Raw genomic sequence first — 17,609 nt, 5'->3', positions numbered from 1 at the left:
GCTTATAAGCTCCTAGCGCTCGCAGATATCGCTGGCAGCGAAGAAGTAAGCGATTTCGCGGGCGGCCGATTCGGGTGAATCCGACCCGTGAACTGCGTTAGCGTCGATGCTGGACGCGAAGTCAGCGCGGATGGTGCCTTCAGCGGCTTCCTGTGGGTTGGTAGCCCCCATTAGCTCACGGTTTTTAGCGATGGCGCCTTCGCCCTCCAAAACCTGTACGACAACGGGACCAGAAGTCATGAATTCAACCAGGTCCTTGAAGAAAGGACGCTCGCGATGTTCGCCGTAAAAACCACCAGCAACAACGTCTGAAAGGCGCAGCATTCTGGAAGCTACGATGTGTAAACCGTTGCTCTCGAAGCGAGAGTAAATTTTGCCAACAATGTTTTTGGCGACAGCATCGGGCTTGATGATGGACAGGGTGCGTTCTACAGCCATGGGAGTTCTCCAATTGGAATTTCAAGGATAAACAACTGCCCCGCGGATAGCCTTTTGGGCCCCGCCCAGACAGGTGCGAAATAAGCCGGGGAATTATACGGACTTTAGGTGTTGGTTTCACCCTGATCTTCCGATGTGGACGATATTAATCTTTCGTTAAATCAATAACTTAACGAAGATGGGAAAATACACACGCCCAGAGTGTGCCGCGGGCGCCATTTCGGCCATCGAGATGAGGGCAACCGAGCTGACCTGAACCAGAAAGCTCAGTCCAGTTCTTCGATCCAGGCCGCCTGAATCGCCTCAAGAATCTTCTCACCTGAGTGATTGGGATCATCGTCAAAATCAGGCAGGGCAAGCACCCATTGACGAAGATCGACGAAATTGAGTGCCAAGGGGTCCACATCGGGGTGTGTTTCGAAAAGTTCGATAGCGATATCACTTATGTCGGTCCAGCGCATGGTTTTCTCCCTGTGGTTGCGGGATCTTTAATGGCTTTCGGACACCATATTGATCGTATATCGGGGAATTTCTACCACCAGGTCCTCGTCGGCAATGACAGCCTGGCAAGAGAGGCGCGAATCGGGCTCCAGGCCCCATGCCATATCGAGGTAATCATCTTCCAACTCATCGGGCTCTTCAATGGAATCATAGCCTTCACGCACAATGATATGGCAGGTCGTGCAAGCACAGGACATCTCACAGGCATGTTCGATATCGATATGGTTGCGCAGCAGTGCTCGACAGACCGTTTCGCCTGGATCGGCTTCGATGACGGCACCCTCGGGGCACAAATTTTCGTTGGGCAGGACCACTATGCGGGTCATTCGCTTACCTCCTGATCAAGCGCTTCCAGACTCACGCCTGAAAGGGCCTGTTTAATGCTTTTGTCCATGCGTCTGGCGGCAAATGCTTCGCTGGCGCGACCCAGTTGCTCAGTCAGTTTGCGGATATCGTCAATACTTTCACTGGCCGCCTGCTCACGCAGCTCTTTCATCAGACGATGCAGAGCCTCGCACTCCGGCTGGCTGAGTAGTTCAGAGCCATCTGCTGCGAGGGCTGCCTCCAAGCCGTCCAGCAACTGCTCGGCATCCAGGCGCTGCTCCGCCAGCTGTCTGGCATTTTTGTCATCAGCAGCATGGCTGAATGAGGCCTGCAACATCTGGGTGATTTGTTCATCGTTGAGGCCAAAGGAGGGCTTTACGGTGACGCTGCTTTCAGCCCCGGTAGCCGCCTCTTGCGCCGAGACATTCAACAGTCCGTCTGCATCCACCTGAAACGTGACCATAATTCGCGCAGCGCCCGCCACCATTGGCGGAATGCCGCGCAGTTCAAACCGAGCGAGGGAGCGTGAATCGGAAACCAGCTCTCTTTCTCCCTGCACGATATGCACCGCGAGCGCCGTTTGGCCGTCTTTAAAAGTAGTGAACTCCTGTGCCCGGGTCACAGGAATAGTCGTATTGCGGGGAACAATTTTCTCCACCAGGCCACCCATGGTCTCAAGGCCCAACGACAACGGGATAACGTCCAGCAGCAACAGATCGCCCTCCGGACGGTTTCCCACCAGAATATCTGCCTGAATTGCTGCACCCATCGCAACCACACGATCGGGATCAATGTCAGTGAGTGGTTTGCGCTCAAAAAAGTCCGCCACAGCGGCGCGAACCAATGGCACTCGAGTGGAACCGCCCACCATCACCACATTGTCCACTGCTGCAATACCCGCATCACGCAGACAGCGACGACAGGCGCGCAAAGTGCGTTTTACCAATGGTTGTATCAACGCCTCAAAATCGACGCGTGACAAGGTTAGGGATTGGGCGTCGGCCACAATTTCGGCTATGGGCAGGTCGACACTGTTCCCTGTAGACAGCGCCTCTTTTGCTTTCCTGGCCATACTCCGCAGGGCTCGATGTTGGCCACCCGATAACGGGGCACAGGGTCGTTGCTCCAGTGCCCAGCCGGCGACCGCCGCATCCAGGTCATCGCCGCCCAAAGCGGTATCTCCACCCGTTGCCAGCACTTCAAAAACCCCTCGATGCAGCTTCAATATCGATATATCAAAGGTGCCACCGCCAAGATCGTAAACCGCGATCACGCCCTCTTCTCCAGAATCGAGGCCGTAGGCCACCGCAGCAGCCGTTGGTTCGTTGAGCAACCGCATGACCGGCAATCCGGCAAGTGTTGCCGCGTCTTTAGTCGCCTGTCTCTGGGCGTCATCAAAATACGCAGGCACGGTAATCACCGCACCTTCGATCTCGCCACCCAACGCCTCCCGGGCGCGAGTCTCAAGGACCGATAAAATTTCGGCCGAGGCCTGAACTGGGCTGACAGTGCCCTGAGTAGTGACAAAACTCACCATACCTTCCTCATTGTCAGCGAGTTGATAATGAGCTCGTTCCGCCTCCTGTTGCGCATCTGCCCTGCCGCGCCCCATAAAGCGCTTGACCGAAACCAGTGTATCGGCAGGGTGTTCACTGGACAAAGCCTGAGCCACCGCCCCTACTCGTGCGCCGTCTGCACTGGAGTAATTCACCACCGAAGGCAACATGGCCTGACCCTCGGCATCGGAGAGCACCTCGGAACGGCCGCCGCGCACGGTGGCGACAAGAGAATTCGTCGTACCCAGGTCTATACCCACCGCACGCTTGGTCTGGTGGGGTACCGGGGACTGGCCGGGTTCGGCTATTTGCAATAGCGCCATTTAGTTATCCATCAGATCTGATTCGATCTGCTCCGCTTCCTGCAGCAATTTTTCCAGATACTGCATCTTTACACAGGCACTGGCGGCAGCGGGCAAATCAGAATGGGTGTAAGCGCTTTCGAACTCCGCGTGATGCAACTTGATATCGGCAGAAATTTCACCGACCAGATGATCCAGCACTGTGTCGGGGTCAACCAGATCGTGCATGGTCTCCAGTTTCTCGCGCAGCTCCATTTGCTCAATCAGGAACCCGCCGTCTACCTGTTGACGGGAAATCTCCTCCTGACTCATCCCTTTGAGTTCAAGCAGATACAAGGCCCTGGGCAAAGGCGCTTTGAGCACCGCATAGGCTTCATTGACGAAAGCCGAGTACTGCACCGCTATGCGCTGCTCGTGATTAGCCGCACTGGCAAACCTGTCGGGGTGAAGTTCTCGCTGCAGTTGTCGATAAACATCGCCCAAGGCGACGGTATCGACCGCAAACCGCACCGGGAGATCAAACAGCTGGAAATAGGTCTGAGTAAAGTCAGGGGTTGACATGCCGCCGTGGCCGCTTTGGTTTCGGGCTGGGGATTATACGGTAAAACTTTCGCCGCAACCGCATTCTGCCGAGACATTGGGGTTGCGAAACTGGAGGCCTTCATTCACGCCTTCGCGCACAAAATCGAGTTCGGTGCCATCCAGGTAGACCAGGCTTTTAGGATCGATAAACACCTTCACGCCATGATTTTCAAACACTTCGTCCTCGGCCGCCAGCTCATCGACAAACTCCAAAACGTAGGCCATACCAGAACACCCAGAGGTAGTCACCCCTAAGCGAATGCCGAGCCCTTTGCCACGCCCTTCCAGCTGCGATGCCACGTGTCGTGCCGCAGACTCAGAGATGGAGATACTACCCATCAAGCGTTTCCTCGCTTGTCGCGTAAATCCTTTACCGCTGCCTTGATAGCATCTTCAGCCAACACGCTGCAGTGGATTTTCACCGGTGGCAGAGCCAACTCTTCAGCTATCTCTGTGTTTTTAATTTGCTCGGCCTCGTCCAGGTTCTTACCCTTTACCCACTCAGTCAGCAACGAGCTGGAGGCGATGGCAGAGCCACAGCCGTAGGTTTTGAACTTGGCGTCCTCAATAACCCCCTCGTCATTCACCTTGATTTGCAGGCGCATCACGTCACCACATGCCGGCGCGCCAACCATGCCGGTGCCTACGCTTTCATCAGCAGCATCCATCTTGCCGACGTTACGGGGGTTTTCGTAGTGATCCAGTACTTTATCGCTATATGCCATGGTTTTTCTCCTTTACCGCTAGTGGGCAGCCCACTCGATGGTGCTCAAGTCGACACCGTCCTGATACATATCCCAAAGGGGCGAAAGCTCCCTCAATTTACCGACCGCACCGCGCAATTGCGCCACGGCCACATCAACGTCTTCCTCGGTGGTGAAACGGCCAAAGCTGAAGCGCAAGGAACTGTGCGCCAGCTCGTCATTCAAGCCCAGGGCGCGCAGCACGTAAGAAGGCTCGAGACTGGCAGAAGTGCAGGCTGACCCACTGGAAATGGCCAGATCCTTCAGTGACATGATCAACGACTCGCCTTCCACGAATGCAATGCTCACGTTGATAGCGCCAGGCAAACGCTGATCCATGTCGCCGTTGACGTGCACCTCTTCGATATCTTTTATTCCGTCCCAGAAACGCTGTCGCAGGGCTTTTAACCGCACAGCTTCATCTGCCATGCCTTCGTTGGCAACGTGAGCTGCTTCACCCATGCCTACAATTTGATGCGTTGCCAGCGTACCTGAGCGCATTCCGCGTTCGTGGCCACCGCCGTGCATTTGAGCTTCCAGGCGAACGCGAGGTTTGCGACGCACAAACAATACTCCGACTCCCTTGGGGCCATACATTTTATGGCCAGACAAGGACATCAAGTCCACTTTCATGGCCTCCATATCCAGCTCAACCTTGCCCGCGCTTTGTGCAGCATCTACATGGAACAACACGCCGGCGTTGCGGGTGACCTCGCCGATACCGGCGATGTCATTGACCGTGCCAATTTCATTGTTGGCATGCATGATACTCACCAGTACGGTGTCTTCACGCAGGGCTTCGGCGACGGCTTCAGGTGTCACCAGACCCTGTTTGTTAGGATCGAGATACGTGACCTCGTAACCTTCTCGCTCCAACTGACGGCAAGTATCCAAAACGGCCTTGTGCTCAATTTTGGAAGTAATTATGTGCTTGCCTCGCTTCTGGTAGAAGTGAGCAACGCCTTTGATTGCCAGATTATCGGACTCGGTCGCACCAGACGTCCACACAATCTCGCGAGGGTCTGCGTTAAGCAGATCAGCCACCTGGCGGCGGGCATTTTCCACTGCCTCTTCCGCCTTCCAGCCATAAAGGTGTGAGCGGGAAGCCGGGTTACCGAAGTTCCCCTCTACCGACAAGCAGTGGACCATTTTATCGACGACCCGAGGATCTACCGGTGTCGTGGCCAGATAATCAAAATAGATCGGTTTTTGCATTTTTAACAACTCCGTTACTGCACTCAGACTTCGCTGAGCACCAGCGCCTCGTCCTGCTCCGCACGCGCGTCTTGGCGGGCAGAGATATGCTTTACTTCTTTACGCTCAACTAGGTTTGCCAGACTTATCTGGCTGAGAAAACCATGAATCTGGTCGCTCAGGTCGCACCACAGGTGATGGGTCAGGCAGACTTCACCCTGCTGACAGTCACTGGTGCCACCACAGCCGGTCGCGTCGACTGCCTCATTCACGGCATCGACGATCTGGGCGACGAAAATCTCACCCGTATGCCGACTCAAACGGTAGCCGCCGCCAGGCCCGCGAACGCTGGTGACCAGGTCATTGCGGCGAAGCTTGGCAAACAACTGCTCAAGGTAAGACAGGGAAATATCTTGCCGCCCGGAAATATCGGCCAGGCTGACCGGACCACTACTGCCATGCAGCGCTAGGTCCAACATCGCAGTCACAGCGTACCGCCCTTTGGTTGTGAGTCGCATACCTCTAACTCTTCTAATACCGAGCCTGAAATTATGCAATAACCTACTATTTTGGTCAACTATAAAACCAACTGATTTACTTGGTCTTTAGCGCAAACCCGGACTTTACTTGGGCAACTTTTTTTTGCTCTTACTGACCCATTTCTGGGTCTCAGTGAGAATCCCCCTGAGAATATTCAGCTCCATTTCGTCCAGGCGAACCCGGCTGTATAGACGCCTCAAGCGCACCATGAGCTGACGGGGTGCTGCAGGGTCCAAAAATTCAATATCGGTCAGCGTCTCTTCCAAATGTGAGTAGAAGCGCTCCATGTTTTCTCCGGTGGTAAATGGTGTATCCCACTCCTCATCCTCGGTTTTAGGCAACAATGGGCTGTTCAGTAACATGCGCAATTCATAACAAACGACCTGCACAGCCATCGCCAGGTTCAGGGAACTGTAATCTTCTGAGGTCGGAATATTGAGGTGCAGGTTGCACAACTTTAGCTCGTCGTTGGTAAGTCCCCTGTCCTCGCGCCCGAACAGCACCGCCACCTGCTCGTCATTCGAAGCTAACGCCATTCGCTCCGCGCATTGGCGGGGGTCCAATAACGGCCAGGATATTCGGCGGCCTCGAGCGCTGGTACCCACCACAAACTGACAGTCTGCAATCGCTTCCTCAAGCGACTCAGTGACCACCGCCGTATCCAGCACATCTGCAGCAGACGCGGCTCGCCAGTCCGCCTGTTCGTCCGGGAACTGCCTGGGTTCGACCAGATACAGCCGCGATAGCCCCATATTTTTCATGGCACGGGCCACACCGCCGATATTGCCGGGATGGCTGGTGTTTACCAGAACGATCCGAATATTGTTGAGATTCATAACAGACAGACGACGCTTTTTTGGGGCGCGAAGTTTAGCAGATTTTTTGCGGCAGTTGCTCTATAATCGCGCGCCCGAGACCGACCAAGGACGACCCCATGGAACCGATGATCAACATAGCGCTGCGCGCCGCCCGCAAGGCCGGAGAAAACATCGTGCGCGCCTCCGATGATCTCGATCGCTTCGACATCGTGGCCAAGGGCGTCAATGACTACGTCAGCGAAGTCGATATCAATGCTGAACAGGAAATTATTTATCACCTGCAAAAAGCTTACCCTGATCACGCAATTCTCGGTGAAGAGACTGGGCTGACCGGCGATGAAAACGCGGATTATCGCTGGATCATCGACCCACTGGACGGCACCACCAATTTTACTCGTGGCATTCCGCACTATGCGGTATCCATAGCCTGTCTGTTCAAAGGCAAACTAGAGCACGCGGTCGTTCTGGACCCTGTTCGTCAGGAAGAATTCACTGCCTCCCGTGGCCGCGGCGCCCAACTCAACGGCCGTCGTATTCGAGTCTCCAATCGCACCAGCCTGGAAGGCGCCCTACTGGGCACTGGCATTCCTTTCAAAGGCCATTGCGAGGAAAAACTGGAGCCTTACGCTAAGTCAGTGGAGGTGCTGGCGGGACAATGTGCCGGCATCCGACGTGCTGGCGCGGCATCGCTTGATCTGGCCTACGTAGCCGCCGGACGCCTGGACGCGTTCTGGGAAATTGGCCTGGCTCAGTGGGACATTGCAGCTGGCGCACTCCTTATAAAGGAAGCTGGCGGCCTGATTGCTGATATCGATGCCTCGGATCGCTACATGGAGTCCGGGAATATCGTTTGCGGCAGCCCCAAGTGCTTCAAAGCTGTTTTACAGGCGACCAAGCCACTGCTCGGCTGACCGAACTGAGCGCTTGATCGAGCCAGGCTAGTTAGCGCGCCTCAGGGAGTCAAATCTTCCTGCTCGGCCCCTTCCTTCACTGGAATCATCAAGTCTTCTTTACTCACACCCATCATCAGCAGTGCATTTGCCGCCACATAGATAGAAGAATAAGTACCGATGAATACGCCGACAAGCAATGCAATTGCGAAGGCGTTGATCATCTCGCCACCAAACACAGCAAGCGCTACCAGCACCAGCATTGTCGTCAAGGACGTTACCAGGGTACGGCCAAGAGTTTCTGTCAGGGAAATATTGATCACCTCGACCGGATCTGTCTTGCGTAGTTTGCGGAAATTCTCTCGAATGCGATCCGACACAACGATAGTGTCATTGAGTGAATAACCAATAACCGCCAGCAACGCTGCGAGCACGGTCAAATCAAATTCGACCCCGGTAACCGAGAAGAACCCCAGCACTACCAGAACGTCGTGGACCAATGCCACCACCGCACCTACCGCAAACTTGAGCTGAAAACGAAACGCGATATAGAGCATCACCAAGCCCAACGCCAGCAGCATGGCGAGGCCACCCTGTTCGCGCAGCTCGTCACCGACCTGAGGGCCGACAAATTCGATCCGCCGTAACTCCACGTTGCCACTGTAGGCGCGCTGCAAACCGGCGAGCAGCTGAGCGCCTTCGCTGTCTGAGTAACCCTTGGGCAAGCGAATCAATACGTCCTTGTCAGTACCAAAACTGACCACAATGGCGCCGGCGTAACCTTCGGCGCCCAATGTTTTTCGAATTGCGGTGAGATCCGCGGTCTCGCTGTAGTGCACCTCTACCAACGTGCCACCGGTAAAATCCAGACCCCAATTAAGTTGTTTCGTCGCTAGTGAGCCAATGGATATTGCCAAAAGAATGGCGGAGAAAACGAGGGCCATTTTGCGCTGCCCCATGAAATCGATAATTTTCATTAGACGCCTCCTCCAATTGACAGCTTCTCAACACGGCGGCCGCCGTAGATCAGGTTAATCAGGGCACGTGTGCCCAGAATGGCGGTGAACATCGAGGTGACAATGCCCACCGACAGGGTCACTGCAAAACCCTTCACCGGTCCGGTGCCCACTGCGTAAAGAATAATGGCGACAATCAAGGTAGTGATGTTGGCATCCAGAATAGTTGCTACGGCGCGCTCGAAGCCAGAGTGGATGGCCATTTGTGGCGACATACCATTCCTTGATTCCTCCCGTATTCGAGAGAATATAAGCACATTGGCGTCCACCGCCATGCCCACCGTTAACACAATACCGGCGATACCCGGCAGGGTAAGGGTTGCTCCAATCATGGACATGAAGGCAATCATCAACACCAGGTTACAACTCAGCGCAACTACCGCTGCGATGCCAAATACGCGGTAATAAAGCACCATAAACAGCACCACCAGAGCCAGACCCATCTGCACCGACTTCACGCCCAGACGAATGTTTTCGGCGCCCAAAGACGGGCCCACTGTTCGCTCTTCCACGAAGGTAATCGGAGCGGCCAGCGCACCGGCACGCAGCATAAGGGCCAATTCAGAGGCCTCTAGCGGACTATCCAGTCCCGTAATTTGAAACTGGGCTCCCAGGGCAGACTGAATAACCGGCGCAGTGAGCAGCTTCTTCTCATCGTAAGGTACTTTAACCGCAACCTCTTCGCCGTCTTCACCGCGTTCATAGTGGGTTCGGTACTTGCGTTCGATAAAGAGCACACCCATGCGGCGCTTGATGTTGTCGCGAGTAGCCCGGTTCATCAGCAACCCACCTTCGCTATCAAGGCTGATCTGGACATTGGGCTGACCATTCTGGTCAAAACTGGCCTGGGCGTTAGTGACGCGCTCACCGGTGAGAATCAGCTCTCGCTCCAGCCATTCGCTCATACCCGCACGATCCGTGCTGCGGTACTCAAACCGCTGTTTCTCTGAGGATGCCGCTTCCAACTTAGCCACCATCCGGAATTCCAGATTAGCCACCTTGCCAAGAATACGCTTGGCCTCCGCGGTATCCTGAATCCCCGCCAGCTCAACTACGATGCGGTTCTGACCCTGACGCTGCACCAGCGGCTCTGACACGCCCAATTCGTTGACTCGATTGCGGAGCGTGGTCAAGTTCTGGCTGACCGCATAATCTGCCAATTCCTTGCGGGTAGCGTCAGCCATAGCGCCATACAGATTCCAGCTATCTTCCTCATCAACACGATCCAGCACCAGCTCAGGGTGATTTTCCGCAATGATGGTACGGGCCTGCTCTCGCAGACTCTCTGATTTAAACTTTGTCTCCAGGCGGCCTTTGTCGTCTACGTTGACGTAGCCGCGAATGCGGGCCTCGCGCAAGGCGCGCTTGGCAGCATTGAGGTAATACTCCATGCGGCGCTCAATGGCGGCGTTTACATCCACCTCCAGTTTGAAGTGCACGCCACCGCGTAAATCAAGGCCCAGTTTTACCGGTTGAGCGCCAAAATCGCTCAGCCAGCTGGGCGTTGTTGGTGCCAGGTTCAAGGCCACGATGAAGCCGTCTCCCAGAGCGCGAGACACCTTGGCCTGTGCAAGCAGCTGCTTATCCTGATTTTTTAAGCGGATGAGTGCGTTGCGGCCATCGCTATCGATGGTCTCACCAAAATACTCGATTCCAGCCTCACCAAGCGCCTTTTCAGCCCTAACCAGAGTGCCCTTATCAATCAGCTGAGCGCTGTTCTCGCCGGTAATTTGCAATGCCGGGTCGGGCTTATAAAGGTTGGGTGCTGCATAGAAAAAGCCCAGGCACAGCACGGAGAGCACCAGCAGGTATTTCCACAGAGGATACTTATTTAGCATGTATTTAGCTCAGTCAAGGAAGCGGGCAGCGGGCCCGATTCGAAAGTGGCGTCATTATAAGGAATCGGCTCCTCGCCACAAGGGGCCGTTAGGGTAGTGATGGGGCCGGTGCCACTTATTTCAAGTGGACGATCCGGCGGCCATTAGCTTACCCAGGTGCGGGCATTGCGGAACAAACGCATCCAACCAGCATCTTCCGGCCATTCAGTCGGCGCCCAGGAGTTTTGTATCGTGCGGAACACGCGTTCGGGATGAGGCATCATAATAGTGGCTCGCCCATCCAGGCTGCTAAGACCGGTGATTCCATTGGGCGAGCCGTTGGGATTCGCAGGATATGCGCTTGCTACCGATAGGTCGTTTTCCACATAGCGCATGGCCACTGTGCCGGTGCCCTCGCAATCCTGGATTGCATGTTCGTCACTGAACTCAGCACGTCCCTCTCCGTGAGCCACGGCTATTGGCAGATGAGAGCCCGCCATGCCAGCAAGCAAAACAGAAGGGCTTTCCTGCACCTGCACCAAAGCAAACCTGGCTTCAAACTGCTCAGACCGATTGCGAACGAAGCGCGGCCAATGCTCTGCCCCCGGTATCAAATCCTTCAAGGTAGAGACCATCTGGCAACCGTTACAAACACCCAGGGTAAAGCTGTCTTGCCGATGGAAAAAGTCACTGAACTGCTCGCACACCGACTCGTTGAAGCGAACACTCTTGGCCCACCCTTCGCCTGCGCCAAGGACATCGCCGTAGGAAAAACCGCCGCAGGTCACCAGACCTTTAAAATCAGCCAAAGACTGATGGCCACCCAAAATGTCGCTCATATGGACATCAAAAGGGGCAAATCCGGCGCGATGGAAAGCGGCGGCCATTTCAACATGTCCGTTAACACCCTGCTCGCGCAATATCGCCATGCGGGGCCGAACACCCGTATTAATAAAAGGTGCTGCCACATCCTCAGACGGATCAAAGCTGAGGTGCGCCGAAAGCCCAACATCCTGCTGATCGATGCGGCTAAATTCTTCCTCGGCACACTGTGGATTATCCCGCAGCGCCTGTATCTCGTAACTGGTGCGCGCCCATAGTCGGTGAATCGCCGCCCTATCGTTTGCAAAAACCTCGCGGTCACCGTCGCAGACCCGCAGGGAGTCGTCGCTGGCAGCGCTACCGATAACATGGGTGCAGCCTTCCAGGCCCAATGCTGAAGCCCTGGCGATAAAGCCCGGCATGTCCGCCTCCGCTATTTGCAATACCGCTCCTGCTTCTTCGTTAAACAAGCGGGAAATGTCGTCACCGGGCAATGTGGTGAGGTCAACATTGAAGCCGCAGTGTCCTGCGAACGCCATTTCCGCCAGGGTGACCAGAAGGCCGCCATCGGAACGATCGTGGTAAGCGAGCAACTTACCGGCTTGCAGGGTTTCCTGCACCAGGTTGAAGAATGCTTTCAGGTCCTGGGCACTTTCCATATCGGGCGCAGTATCGCCCAACTGTCCACAAGTCTGAGCAAGGGCAGAGCCGCCCAGGCGATTGGCACCGCGACCAAGGTCGATTAGCACCAGACTGGCGTCAGGGTTTGACTGTAATTGAGGCGTGACCGACAGGCGCGCATCGGTGACCGGCGAAAAGGCCGATACGATCAGGGACATGGGCGCAGTCACCGCCTTGTCTTCACCGTCATGCCAGGTCGTGCGCATGGACATGGAGTCCTTACCCACGGGGATGGTAATACCCAGCTGCGGGCAGAACTCCATGCCGACAGCGCGGACGGTGTCATAAAGCGCTTCGTCCTCAGCCCCGTAGCCAGCCGCACACATCCAGTTGGCAGACAATTTAATGTCTTTAATATCAGCAATGCTGGCCGCACTAATATTGGTGATGGCCTCGGCCACTGCCATGCGGCCTGAAGCGGGACCATTGAGCAGCGCCAGCGGAGTGCGCTCACCCATTGACATGGCCTCACCCGCAAAAGAGTCATAAGACACAGTCGTCACAGCACAATCAGCGACAGGTACCTGCCATGGGCCGACCATTTGATCACGGGCCACCATACCGGTTACCGTGCGATCGCCGATGGTGATCAGGAAATTTTTGCTCGCCACCGTGGGCAGCTGCAACACCTGGGCCGCTGCTTCCTCAACGCTGAGGTCAAGCGACAGAGGTATAGCAGGAATAGTCTGGCGGCTCACTTCCCTATGCATGCGAGGTGGCTTACCGAACAGCACTGACATGGGCAGGTCTACCGGTGAGTTGCCAAACTGGCTATCGGTCAGCTGCAGGTGCATCTCTGCGGTGGCCTCGCCAACCACAGCATAGGGGCAGCGCTCGCGCTCACAAATCGCCTCAAAGCGAGCCAGGTCCTCTGGCTCTACCGCCATGACATAGCGTTCCTGGGCTTCGTTACACCAAATTTCCAGCGGCGACATACCCGGCTCGTCATTGGGAACATTGCGTAATTCGAACTTGCCGCCACGATTGCCGTCTTTGACCAGCTCCGGGAATGCGTTGGACAAACCGCCGGCGCCAACATCGTGAATAAACGCAATGGGATTGGCCTCGCCTAACTGCCAGCAGCGATCGATTACTTCCTGGCAGCGACGCTCAATTTCCGGGTTTTGGCGCTGCACTGAGGCAAAATCCAGGTCCTCTGCACTCTGACCGCTGGCCATCGATGAGGCGGCGCCGCCACCCAGGCCTATTAGCATCGCCGGGCCACCCAACGCGATCAATTTGGCACCGGGCCGATACTCGCCTTTTTGCACATGCTCTTCACGCACGTTGCCGTAGCCACCTGCAATCATAATCGGCTTGTGATACCCGCGAATCTCATTGCCGCTGGCGCCGGGCGCCTCGAGTTCGAAACTGCGGAAGTAGCCACACAGATTTGGGCGGCCAAACTCATTGTTAAAAGCGGCGCCCCCAATCGGCCCTTCCAGCATAATATCCAACGCTGAAACGATACGGCCGGGCTTGCCGTACTCACTGTCCCAGGGCTGTTGATAACCCGGTATGTTGAGGTTGGACACGGAAAAGCCCGACAGGCCTACCTTGGGCTTGGAACCCCTGCCAACGGCGCCCTCGTCGCGTATTTCACCACCGGAACCGGTCCCGGCTCCGGGAAAGGGAGCGATGGCCGTGGGGTGATTGTGAGTCTCTACCTTCATTAACAGGTGAATATTCTCCTGAGAAAAGTGGTACTCACAGCTGTCCGGGTCGGGATAAAAACGTCCCGCCCGGTGCCCTGCCACTACAGCGGCGTTGTCAGAGTAGGCGGAGAGCACGTTTTCACCGCCCTGCTCATTGGTATTGCGGATCATTTTGAACAGAGACAGCTCTTGATCTTCCCCATCAATACTCCAACTGGCATTAAAAATCTTATGCCGACAATGCTCAGAGTTAGCTTGCGCAAACATCATCAGTTCCACGTCGTTGGGGTTACGCCCCAATTCGGTAAAACTCGCTACCAAATAGTCAATTTCATCCTCTGCAAGCGCCAGGCCCAGTGCCTTATCGGCCTGTTGCAGGGCTTCTCTGCCGCCGGCCAGCACATCCACACTGGTGAGCGCAGCGGGCTCCGACTGCATAAATAACTGGGCGGCCTGCTCCAGATCATTGAATACTGATTCTGTCATCCGGTCATGCAGCATATCGACTACTTCCCGGTGCGTTTGATCATCGACAGCGTCGGGAAGCGCCAGCTGATACAGCAGGCCTCGTTCCACCCGTTTTACTTCGACCAGACCGCAGTTGTGCGCAATGTCAGTCGCCTTGCTGGACCACGGCGAGATCGTGCCGGGCCGCGGTGTAACCAGTAAAAGCTCGCTGCTATTACCCTGGGCGACGTGGCCCTCCTCGCTGATAGTGGGGCCGTATTCCAATAATTTCGCCAGTATCGCCTCCCGGTCTGCCGGCAACGGTTCTGCAAGGTCAGCAAAATGCACATACTCAGTGTGCAGGAGTTTGATCTCAGGGTGGATAGCGGAAAGTTTTCGAGCCAGTTTGTCCAGACGGAAAGCTGACAAGGCAGGTGCGCCGCGCAGGGTAAGCATGCTTTGGATTGCTCCAGAAGAGGCTGATTTATCGAGGCGGTATTGTACTGTATATGAGCCCATGCCGTTAACCGAAATCAGCGTCCATTACCACGGTAATTCTCCCCCTTTGCGAGCGCTGTGAGAGCGCTAGAATAGAGTAATGATTCGAGCCCTCTCCCTATTGGTTTGCTGCCTGCCTGTGCTGCTGTCTGGTTGCGCCAAACAGGACAGCCTGGAGCACATCAAAGCGAGCGGCAAATTGCAGGTTGTCAGCCGCAACAGCCCCACCACGTTCTTCATCGACAGGGGCGATCCTACCGGGTTTGAATTCACCCTCGCTGGCCTGTTTGCCGCCGAACTGGGCGTTGAGCTGGTGATGACACCCGCCTTTAGCCTGGCCGATATTTTTGTAACCCTGGACCGGGGAGAAGCTGATTTTGCCGCTGCAGGGCTATCATTAACTGGCGAACGTGAGGCGCTTTACCCGCACAGCTCACCCTACTACCAATTGCGGCCACAAGTTGTTTATCGAGCGGGCAGCTACCGGCCACGCCAGCTAAAGGATGTGGAGGACATGTCCATTGTGGTGCTGGCTGGCTCAAGCCACAGCCGTTCCCTGGAGGCACTGAAACAGGGAGGCTTTGCGACGCTGAGCTGGCGCGAAGTCGATGAGGTCGACTCCATGGAGCTACTGGAGCTGGTAAACACGGGTGACGCAGAGCTGGCGGTCATTGACTCCAACGAATTTGAGGTTCAGCAAAGCCTTTATCCGCGCCTCAAGGTAGCCTTCGACCTTGGGTCCAGTCAGGACATGGTCTGGTATCTTCCTCCAGAGACCGATAATGCCAGCCTGCTCGCTGCCCTAAATGAATTCCTCAACCGATTGGCTGCGGACGGTACACTGGAAAAAATGAAAGAGGAGCACTTTGGGCATAGTCAAACTGTTTCCAGAATCGGCTCACACACGTTCAATCGCAACATGCGCAAAACCTTACCGCAGTATCAGCAACTGATCGAACAGGTCGCCCTGGAGTACCAAATAGAATGGCCACTGCTCGCCGCTATTGCCTATCAGGAGTCTTACTGGGACCCGCAAGCTGAGTCTCCTACCGGTGTGCGAGGCATGATGATGCTTACCGTACCGACCGCTAAGGAAGTAGGAGTCATCGATCGGCTGGATCCGGGGCAAAGCCTGCGCGGAGGGGCGCGCTACCTGAAGCAGATCAAGCGGCGCCTTCCAGATGATATTTACGAGCCTGATCGCACCTATATGGCGCTGGCCGCGTACAACATTGGGCGCGGTCACCTGGAGGATGCAAGGTTGCTGACTGATCGCCAAGGGGGTGACCCGCACCTCTGGAGTGATGTCATGCCGCGACTACCCCAGTTGCAAAACAGTAAGTACTACCAAACGGTTCGCCACGGTTATGCGCGCGGTCAGGAAGCGGCAACCTACGTGCAAAACATTCGCCACTACCGGGGCATTCTGGAGTGGCAGGATATCGCCCGCAGTAAATCCTTGCCGCCCATCGAGACAGTAGACTATCTTCCATCAGTAATAGTAGGGCTTAAGCTACAGGCACTATAGCCGAGTAAACTATTTCCGACGCTCTCGGAAAAAAGCCTGCAGACGCTCGCTGCTCATTTCGGCTAGTACACCGCCCTGCCACCGTATTCGGTGATTGTAACGAGGCTCATCCAACAGGCTACAGGTGCTGCAAACTACCCCTGCTTTTGGCTCTTTGGCCGCAAACACCAGTTCAGCGACGCGTGCATGAATCATTGCACCGGCACACATAGTGCAGGGCTCCAGTGTGACATAGACAGTCGAACCCGGTAATCGGTAGTTACCCGTCATCTGCGCCGCATCCCGCATAGCAACCACCTCCGCGTGAGCGGTTGGGTCCTTAAACGCGATCACAGAATTCCACCCCTCCCCCAACAGCTGCCCGTCTTTTACAATCACTGCGCCGATAGGCACCTCACCTTCATTGCCAGCGCGATCGGCTAACGCCAAGGCGCGGCGCATCCACTGCTCGTGTTCTGCTGTCGAGGTCACCGCTTTATTTCCACTCAATAAAATTATTCAAACCAGGCCTTTTTTACACTGACGAAAGCGCAACAAGGAACCATTTTTAACGCATATATTATCGGGACTATCACACCTCTTACTCATCTTTAATCGCGTTGATTTCATGTCTCAAGGTGCCAATCGATGTTGTTGCCAGCACAGCCAATATTAACCAACCGAACTCACTGGGAGCGACGATAGCCGTGCTGATAATGGCTGCTGCCCACAGAATTGATTGTGTAATGATAATTTTCTTCACGTTAATTATTCCTTTAATTATGCCCACTCCAGAAAAGCCACATACTCTCTTCACTTAAAACAGTAGGTTATGAGCGCTATTTTTCCGATCTTGACGATGGCACTGCCAATTTTTGCCTCGCCGGCTCGCCAAAGCATTCTTCGGAAAACCAGATTCTGGCGTTTACACTAGCATGTTAAATTGAAAACGGAGTACCTCGAAAGGTAATTTCGTCTTGATATGGATATTTACCATACTTGATGATTCTTCGTGCACCTTAAAAATCGATTATAATCAATATTTTATAACACTTTAGAGCCCCTTATGGGGCTACTTTTTGGTGGCGGCGCTGAACGAAGGTGAGTTGCATATTTTTACTCACCCCAATTATCGCCCGGTTGTGCAACAACAATTTGGCGCGATTGATGCTGCATTTGAAAGAGCTGCCCAGCGCCCACTAGGTCAGCATATTGTCAACCAAAAGCTGGATATGCTTTGAACAAACATTCTAGCCGGCCAAAAGAATGACCTATTAA

At 55.0% G+C, this 17,609-nt stretch carries 18 protein-coding genes; 3 read left to right on the top strand and 15 right to left on the bottom strand.

The features are described 5' to 3' along the window. Window positions 1-12: 12 nt before the first annotated feature. From ndk to trmJ, 10 genes are all read right to left on the bottom strand, one after another. Window positions 13-438, bottom strand: a complete 426-nt coding sequence (ndk, locus tag EYC87_RS01835) for a nucleoside-diphosphate kinase (protein WP_007227491.1) — start codon at window positions 436-438, stop codon at window positions 13-15. A 266-nt stretch (window positions 439-704) separates the two neighbouring features. Beyond that, window positions 705-899: a Fe-S cluster assembly protein IscX gene (gene iscX, locus EYC87_RS01830; protein WP_279251355.1), complete on the bottom strand. Its 195-nt coding sequence runs from the start codon at window positions 897-899 to the stop codon at window positions 705-707. A gap of 27 nt (window positions 900-926) precedes the next feature. Beyond that, window positions 927-1,265, bottom strand: coding sequence for an ISC system 2Fe-2S type ferredoxin (gene fdx / locus EYC87_RS01825; protein WP_007227155.1), 339 nt, complete (start codon window positions 1,263-1,265; stop codon window positions 927-929). Further along, the gene (hscA, locus tag EYC87_RS01820; protein ID WP_279251354.1) at window positions 1,262-3,142 is read right to left on the bottom strand and encodes a Fe-S protein assembly chaperone HscA; all 1,881 of its coding nucleotides are present in this window, start codon (window positions 3,140-3,142) and stop codon (window positions 1,262-1,264) included. The genes fdx and hscA overlap by 4 nt, the downstream gene beginning before the upstream one ends. Further along, window positions 3,143-3,682, bottom strand: a complete 540-nt coding sequence (gene hscB, locus EYC87_RS01815) for a Fe-S protein assembly co-chaperone HscB (RefSeq protein ID WP_279251353.1) — start codon at window positions 3,680-3,682, stop codon at window positions 3,143-3,145. It abuts the gene before it with no gap. A gap of 33 nt (window positions 3,683-3,715) precedes the next feature. Beyond that, window positions 3,716-4,042 (bottom strand): iron-sulfur cluster assembly protein IscA, encoded by a 327-nt coding sequence (gene iscA / locus EYC87_RS01810; RefSeq protein WP_279251352.1) that lies wholly within the window; start codon window positions 4,040-4,042, stop codon window positions 3,716-3,718. Beyond that, entirely contained in the window at window positions 4,042-4,428 is a 387-nt protein-coding gene (gene iscU, locus EYC87_RS01805; protein ID WP_007227550.1) for a Fe-S cluster assembly scaffold IscU, read from the bottom strand. Before iscU ends, iscA begins: the two co-directional genes overlap by 1 nt. 18 nt (window positions 4,429-4,446) lie before the next feature. After that, entirely contained in the window at window positions 4,447-5,661 is a 1,215-nt protein-coding gene (locus EYC87_RS01800) for an IscS subfamily cysteine desulfurase (protein ID WP_279251351.1), read from the bottom strand. A gap of 23 nt (window positions 5,662-5,684) precedes the next feature. After that, window positions 5,685-6,158, bottom strand: coding sequence for a Fe-S cluster assembly transcriptional regulator IscR (gene iscR, locus EYC87_RS01795; protein ID WP_040539676.1), 474 nt, complete (start codon window positions 6,156-6,158; stop codon window positions 5,685-5,687). 105 nt (window positions 6,159-6,263) lie between these two features. Further along, window positions 6,264-7,016: a tRNA (cytosine(32)/uridine(32)-2'-O)-methyltransferase TrmJ gene (gene trmJ / locus EYC87_RS01790; RefSeq protein ID WP_279251350.1), complete on the bottom strand. Its 753-nt coding sequence runs from the start codon at window positions 7,014-7,016 to the stop codon at window positions 6,264-6,266. A gap of 98 nt (window positions 7,017-7,114) precedes the next feature. Here trmJ and EYC87_RS01785 point away from each other — a divergent pair, with 98 nt between their 5' ends. Beyond that, window positions 7,115-7,909 (top strand): inositol monophosphatase family protein, encoded by a 795-nt coding sequence (locus EYC87_RS01785; RefSeq protein ID WP_279251349.1) that lies wholly within the window; start codon window positions 7,115-7,117, stop codon window positions 7,907-7,909. 41 nt (window positions 7,910-7,950) lie between these two features. Here the strand turns inward: EYC87_RS01785 and secF are convergent, their stop codons facing one another. From secF to purL, 3 genes are all read right to left on the bottom strand, one after another. Continuing rightward, entirely contained in the window at window positions 7,951-8,865 is a 915-nt protein-coding gene (gene secF, locus EYC87_RS01780; protein ID WP_007227124.1) for a protein translocase subunit SecF, read from the bottom strand. Further along, complete coding sequence (secD, locus tag EYC87_RS01775; RefSeq protein WP_279251348.1) at window positions 8,865-10,742, bottom strand: protein translocase subunit SecD; 1,878 nt, start codon at window positions 10,740-10,742, stop codon at window positions 8,865-8,867. The genes secF and secD overlap by 1 nt, the downstream gene beginning before the upstream one ends. Window positions 10,743-10,885: 143 nt before the next feature. Then, on the bottom strand, window positions 10,886-14,782 hold the full coding sequence (gene purL, locus EYC87_RS01770) for a phosphoribosylformylglycinamidine synthase (protein ID WP_279251347.1): 3,897 nt from the start codon (window positions 14,780-14,782) through the stop codon (window positions 10,886-10,888). Between the two features lie 142 nt (window positions 14,783-14,924). Between purL and mltF the strand changes: the two genes are divergently transcribed. Continuing rightward, window positions 14,925-16,352, top strand: a complete 1,428-nt coding sequence (mltF, locus tag EYC87_RS01765; RefSeq protein ID WP_279251346.1) for a membrane-bound lytic murein transglycosylase MltF — start codon at window positions 14,925-14,927, stop codon at window positions 16,350-16,352. 9 nt (window positions 16,353-16,361) lie between these two features. Here mltF and tadA read toward each other — a convergent pair whose 3' ends face one another. Both tadA and EYC87_RS01755 read right to left on the bottom strand, forming a co-directional pair. Then, complete coding sequence (gene tadA / locus EYC87_RS01760; protein WP_279251345.1) at window positions 16,362-16,823, bottom strand: tRNA adenosine(34) deaminase TadA; 462 nt, start codon at window positions 16,821-16,823, stop codon at window positions 16,362-16,364. 109 nt (window positions 16,824-16,932) lie between these two features. Continuing rightward, a complete protein-coding gene (locus EYC87_RS01755; protein WP_279251344.1) occupies window positions 16,933-17,094 on the bottom strand; it encodes a hypothetical protein in 162 nt (53 codons plus the stop codon). 316 nt (window positions 17,095-17,410) lie between these two features. Between EYC87_RS01755 and EYC87_RS01750 the strand changes: the two genes are divergently transcribed. After that, entirely contained in the window at window positions 17,411-17,572 is a 162-nt protein-coding gene (locus tag EYC87_RS01750; RefSeq protein ID WP_279251343.1) for a hypothetical protein, read from the top strand. Window positions 17,573-17,609: the final 37 nt, after the last annotated feature.

This window comes from Candidatus Seongchinamella marina (assembly GCF_026262685.1).
Taxonomy (GTDB): domain Bacteria; phylum Pseudomonadota; class Gammaproteobacteria; order Pseudomonadales; family Halieaceae; genus Halioglobus; species Halioglobus marinus.
Note: the sequence above shows the minus strand (reverse complement) of the source record. Positions and strands in the feature narration are given on the sequence as shown.

Coding starts and splice junctions, on each gene's coding strand:
- iscU (WP_007227550.1), bottom strand. CDS start 4,428: ATGGCATATAGCGATAAAGTACTGGATCACTACGAAAACCCCCGTAAC.
- fdx (WP_007227155.1), bottom strand. CDS start 1,265: ATGACCCGCATAGTGGTCCTGCCCAACGAAAATTTGTGCCCCGAGGGT.
- trmJ (WP_279251350.1), bottom strand. CDS start 7,016: ATGAATCTCAACAATATTCGGATCGTTCTGGTAAACACCAGCCATCCC.
- secF (WP_007227124.1), bottom strand. CDS start 8,865: ATGAAAATTATCGATTTCATGGGGCAGCGCAAAATGGCCCTCGTTTTC.
- ndk (WP_007227491.1), bottom strand. CDS start 438: ATGGCTGTAGAACGCACCCTGTCCATCATCAAGCCCGATGCTGTCGCC.
- EYC87_RS01800 (WP_279251351.1), bottom strand. CDS start 5,661: ATGCAAAAACCGATCTATTTTGATTATCTGGCCACGACACCGGTAGAT.
- hscB (WP_279251353.1), bottom strand. CDS start 3,682: ATGTCAACCCCTGACTTTACTCAGACCTATTTCCAGCTGTTTGATCTC.
- iscR (WP_040539676.1), bottom strand. CDS start 6,158: ATGCGACTCACAACCAAAGGGCGGTACGCTGTGACTGCGATGTTGGAC.
- iscA (WP_279251352.1), bottom strand. CDS start 4,042: ATGGGTAGTATCTCCATCTCTGAGTCTGCGGCACGACACGTGGCATCG.
- purL (WP_279251347.1), bottom strand. CDS start 14,782: ATGCTTACCCTGCGCGGCGCACCTGCCTTGTCAGCTTTCCGTCTGGAC.
- iscX (WP_279251355.1), bottom strand. CDS start 899: ATGCGCTGGACCGACATAAGTGATATCGCTATCGAACTTTTCGAAACA.
- EYC87_RS01785 (WP_279251349.1), top strand. CDS start 7,115: ATGGAACCGATGATCAACATAGCGCTGCGCGCCGCCCGCAAGGCCGGA.
- hscA (WP_279251354.1), bottom strand. CDS start 3,142: ATGGCGCTATTGCAAATAGCCGAACCCGGCCAGTCCCCGGTACCCCAC.
- secD (WP_279251348.1), bottom strand. CDS start 10,742: ATGCTAAATAAGTATCCTCTGTGGAAATACCTGCTGGTGCTCTCCGTG.
- mltF (WP_279251346.1), top strand. CDS start 14,925: ATGATTCGAGCCCTCTCCCTATTGGTTTGCTGCCTGCCTGTGCTGCTG.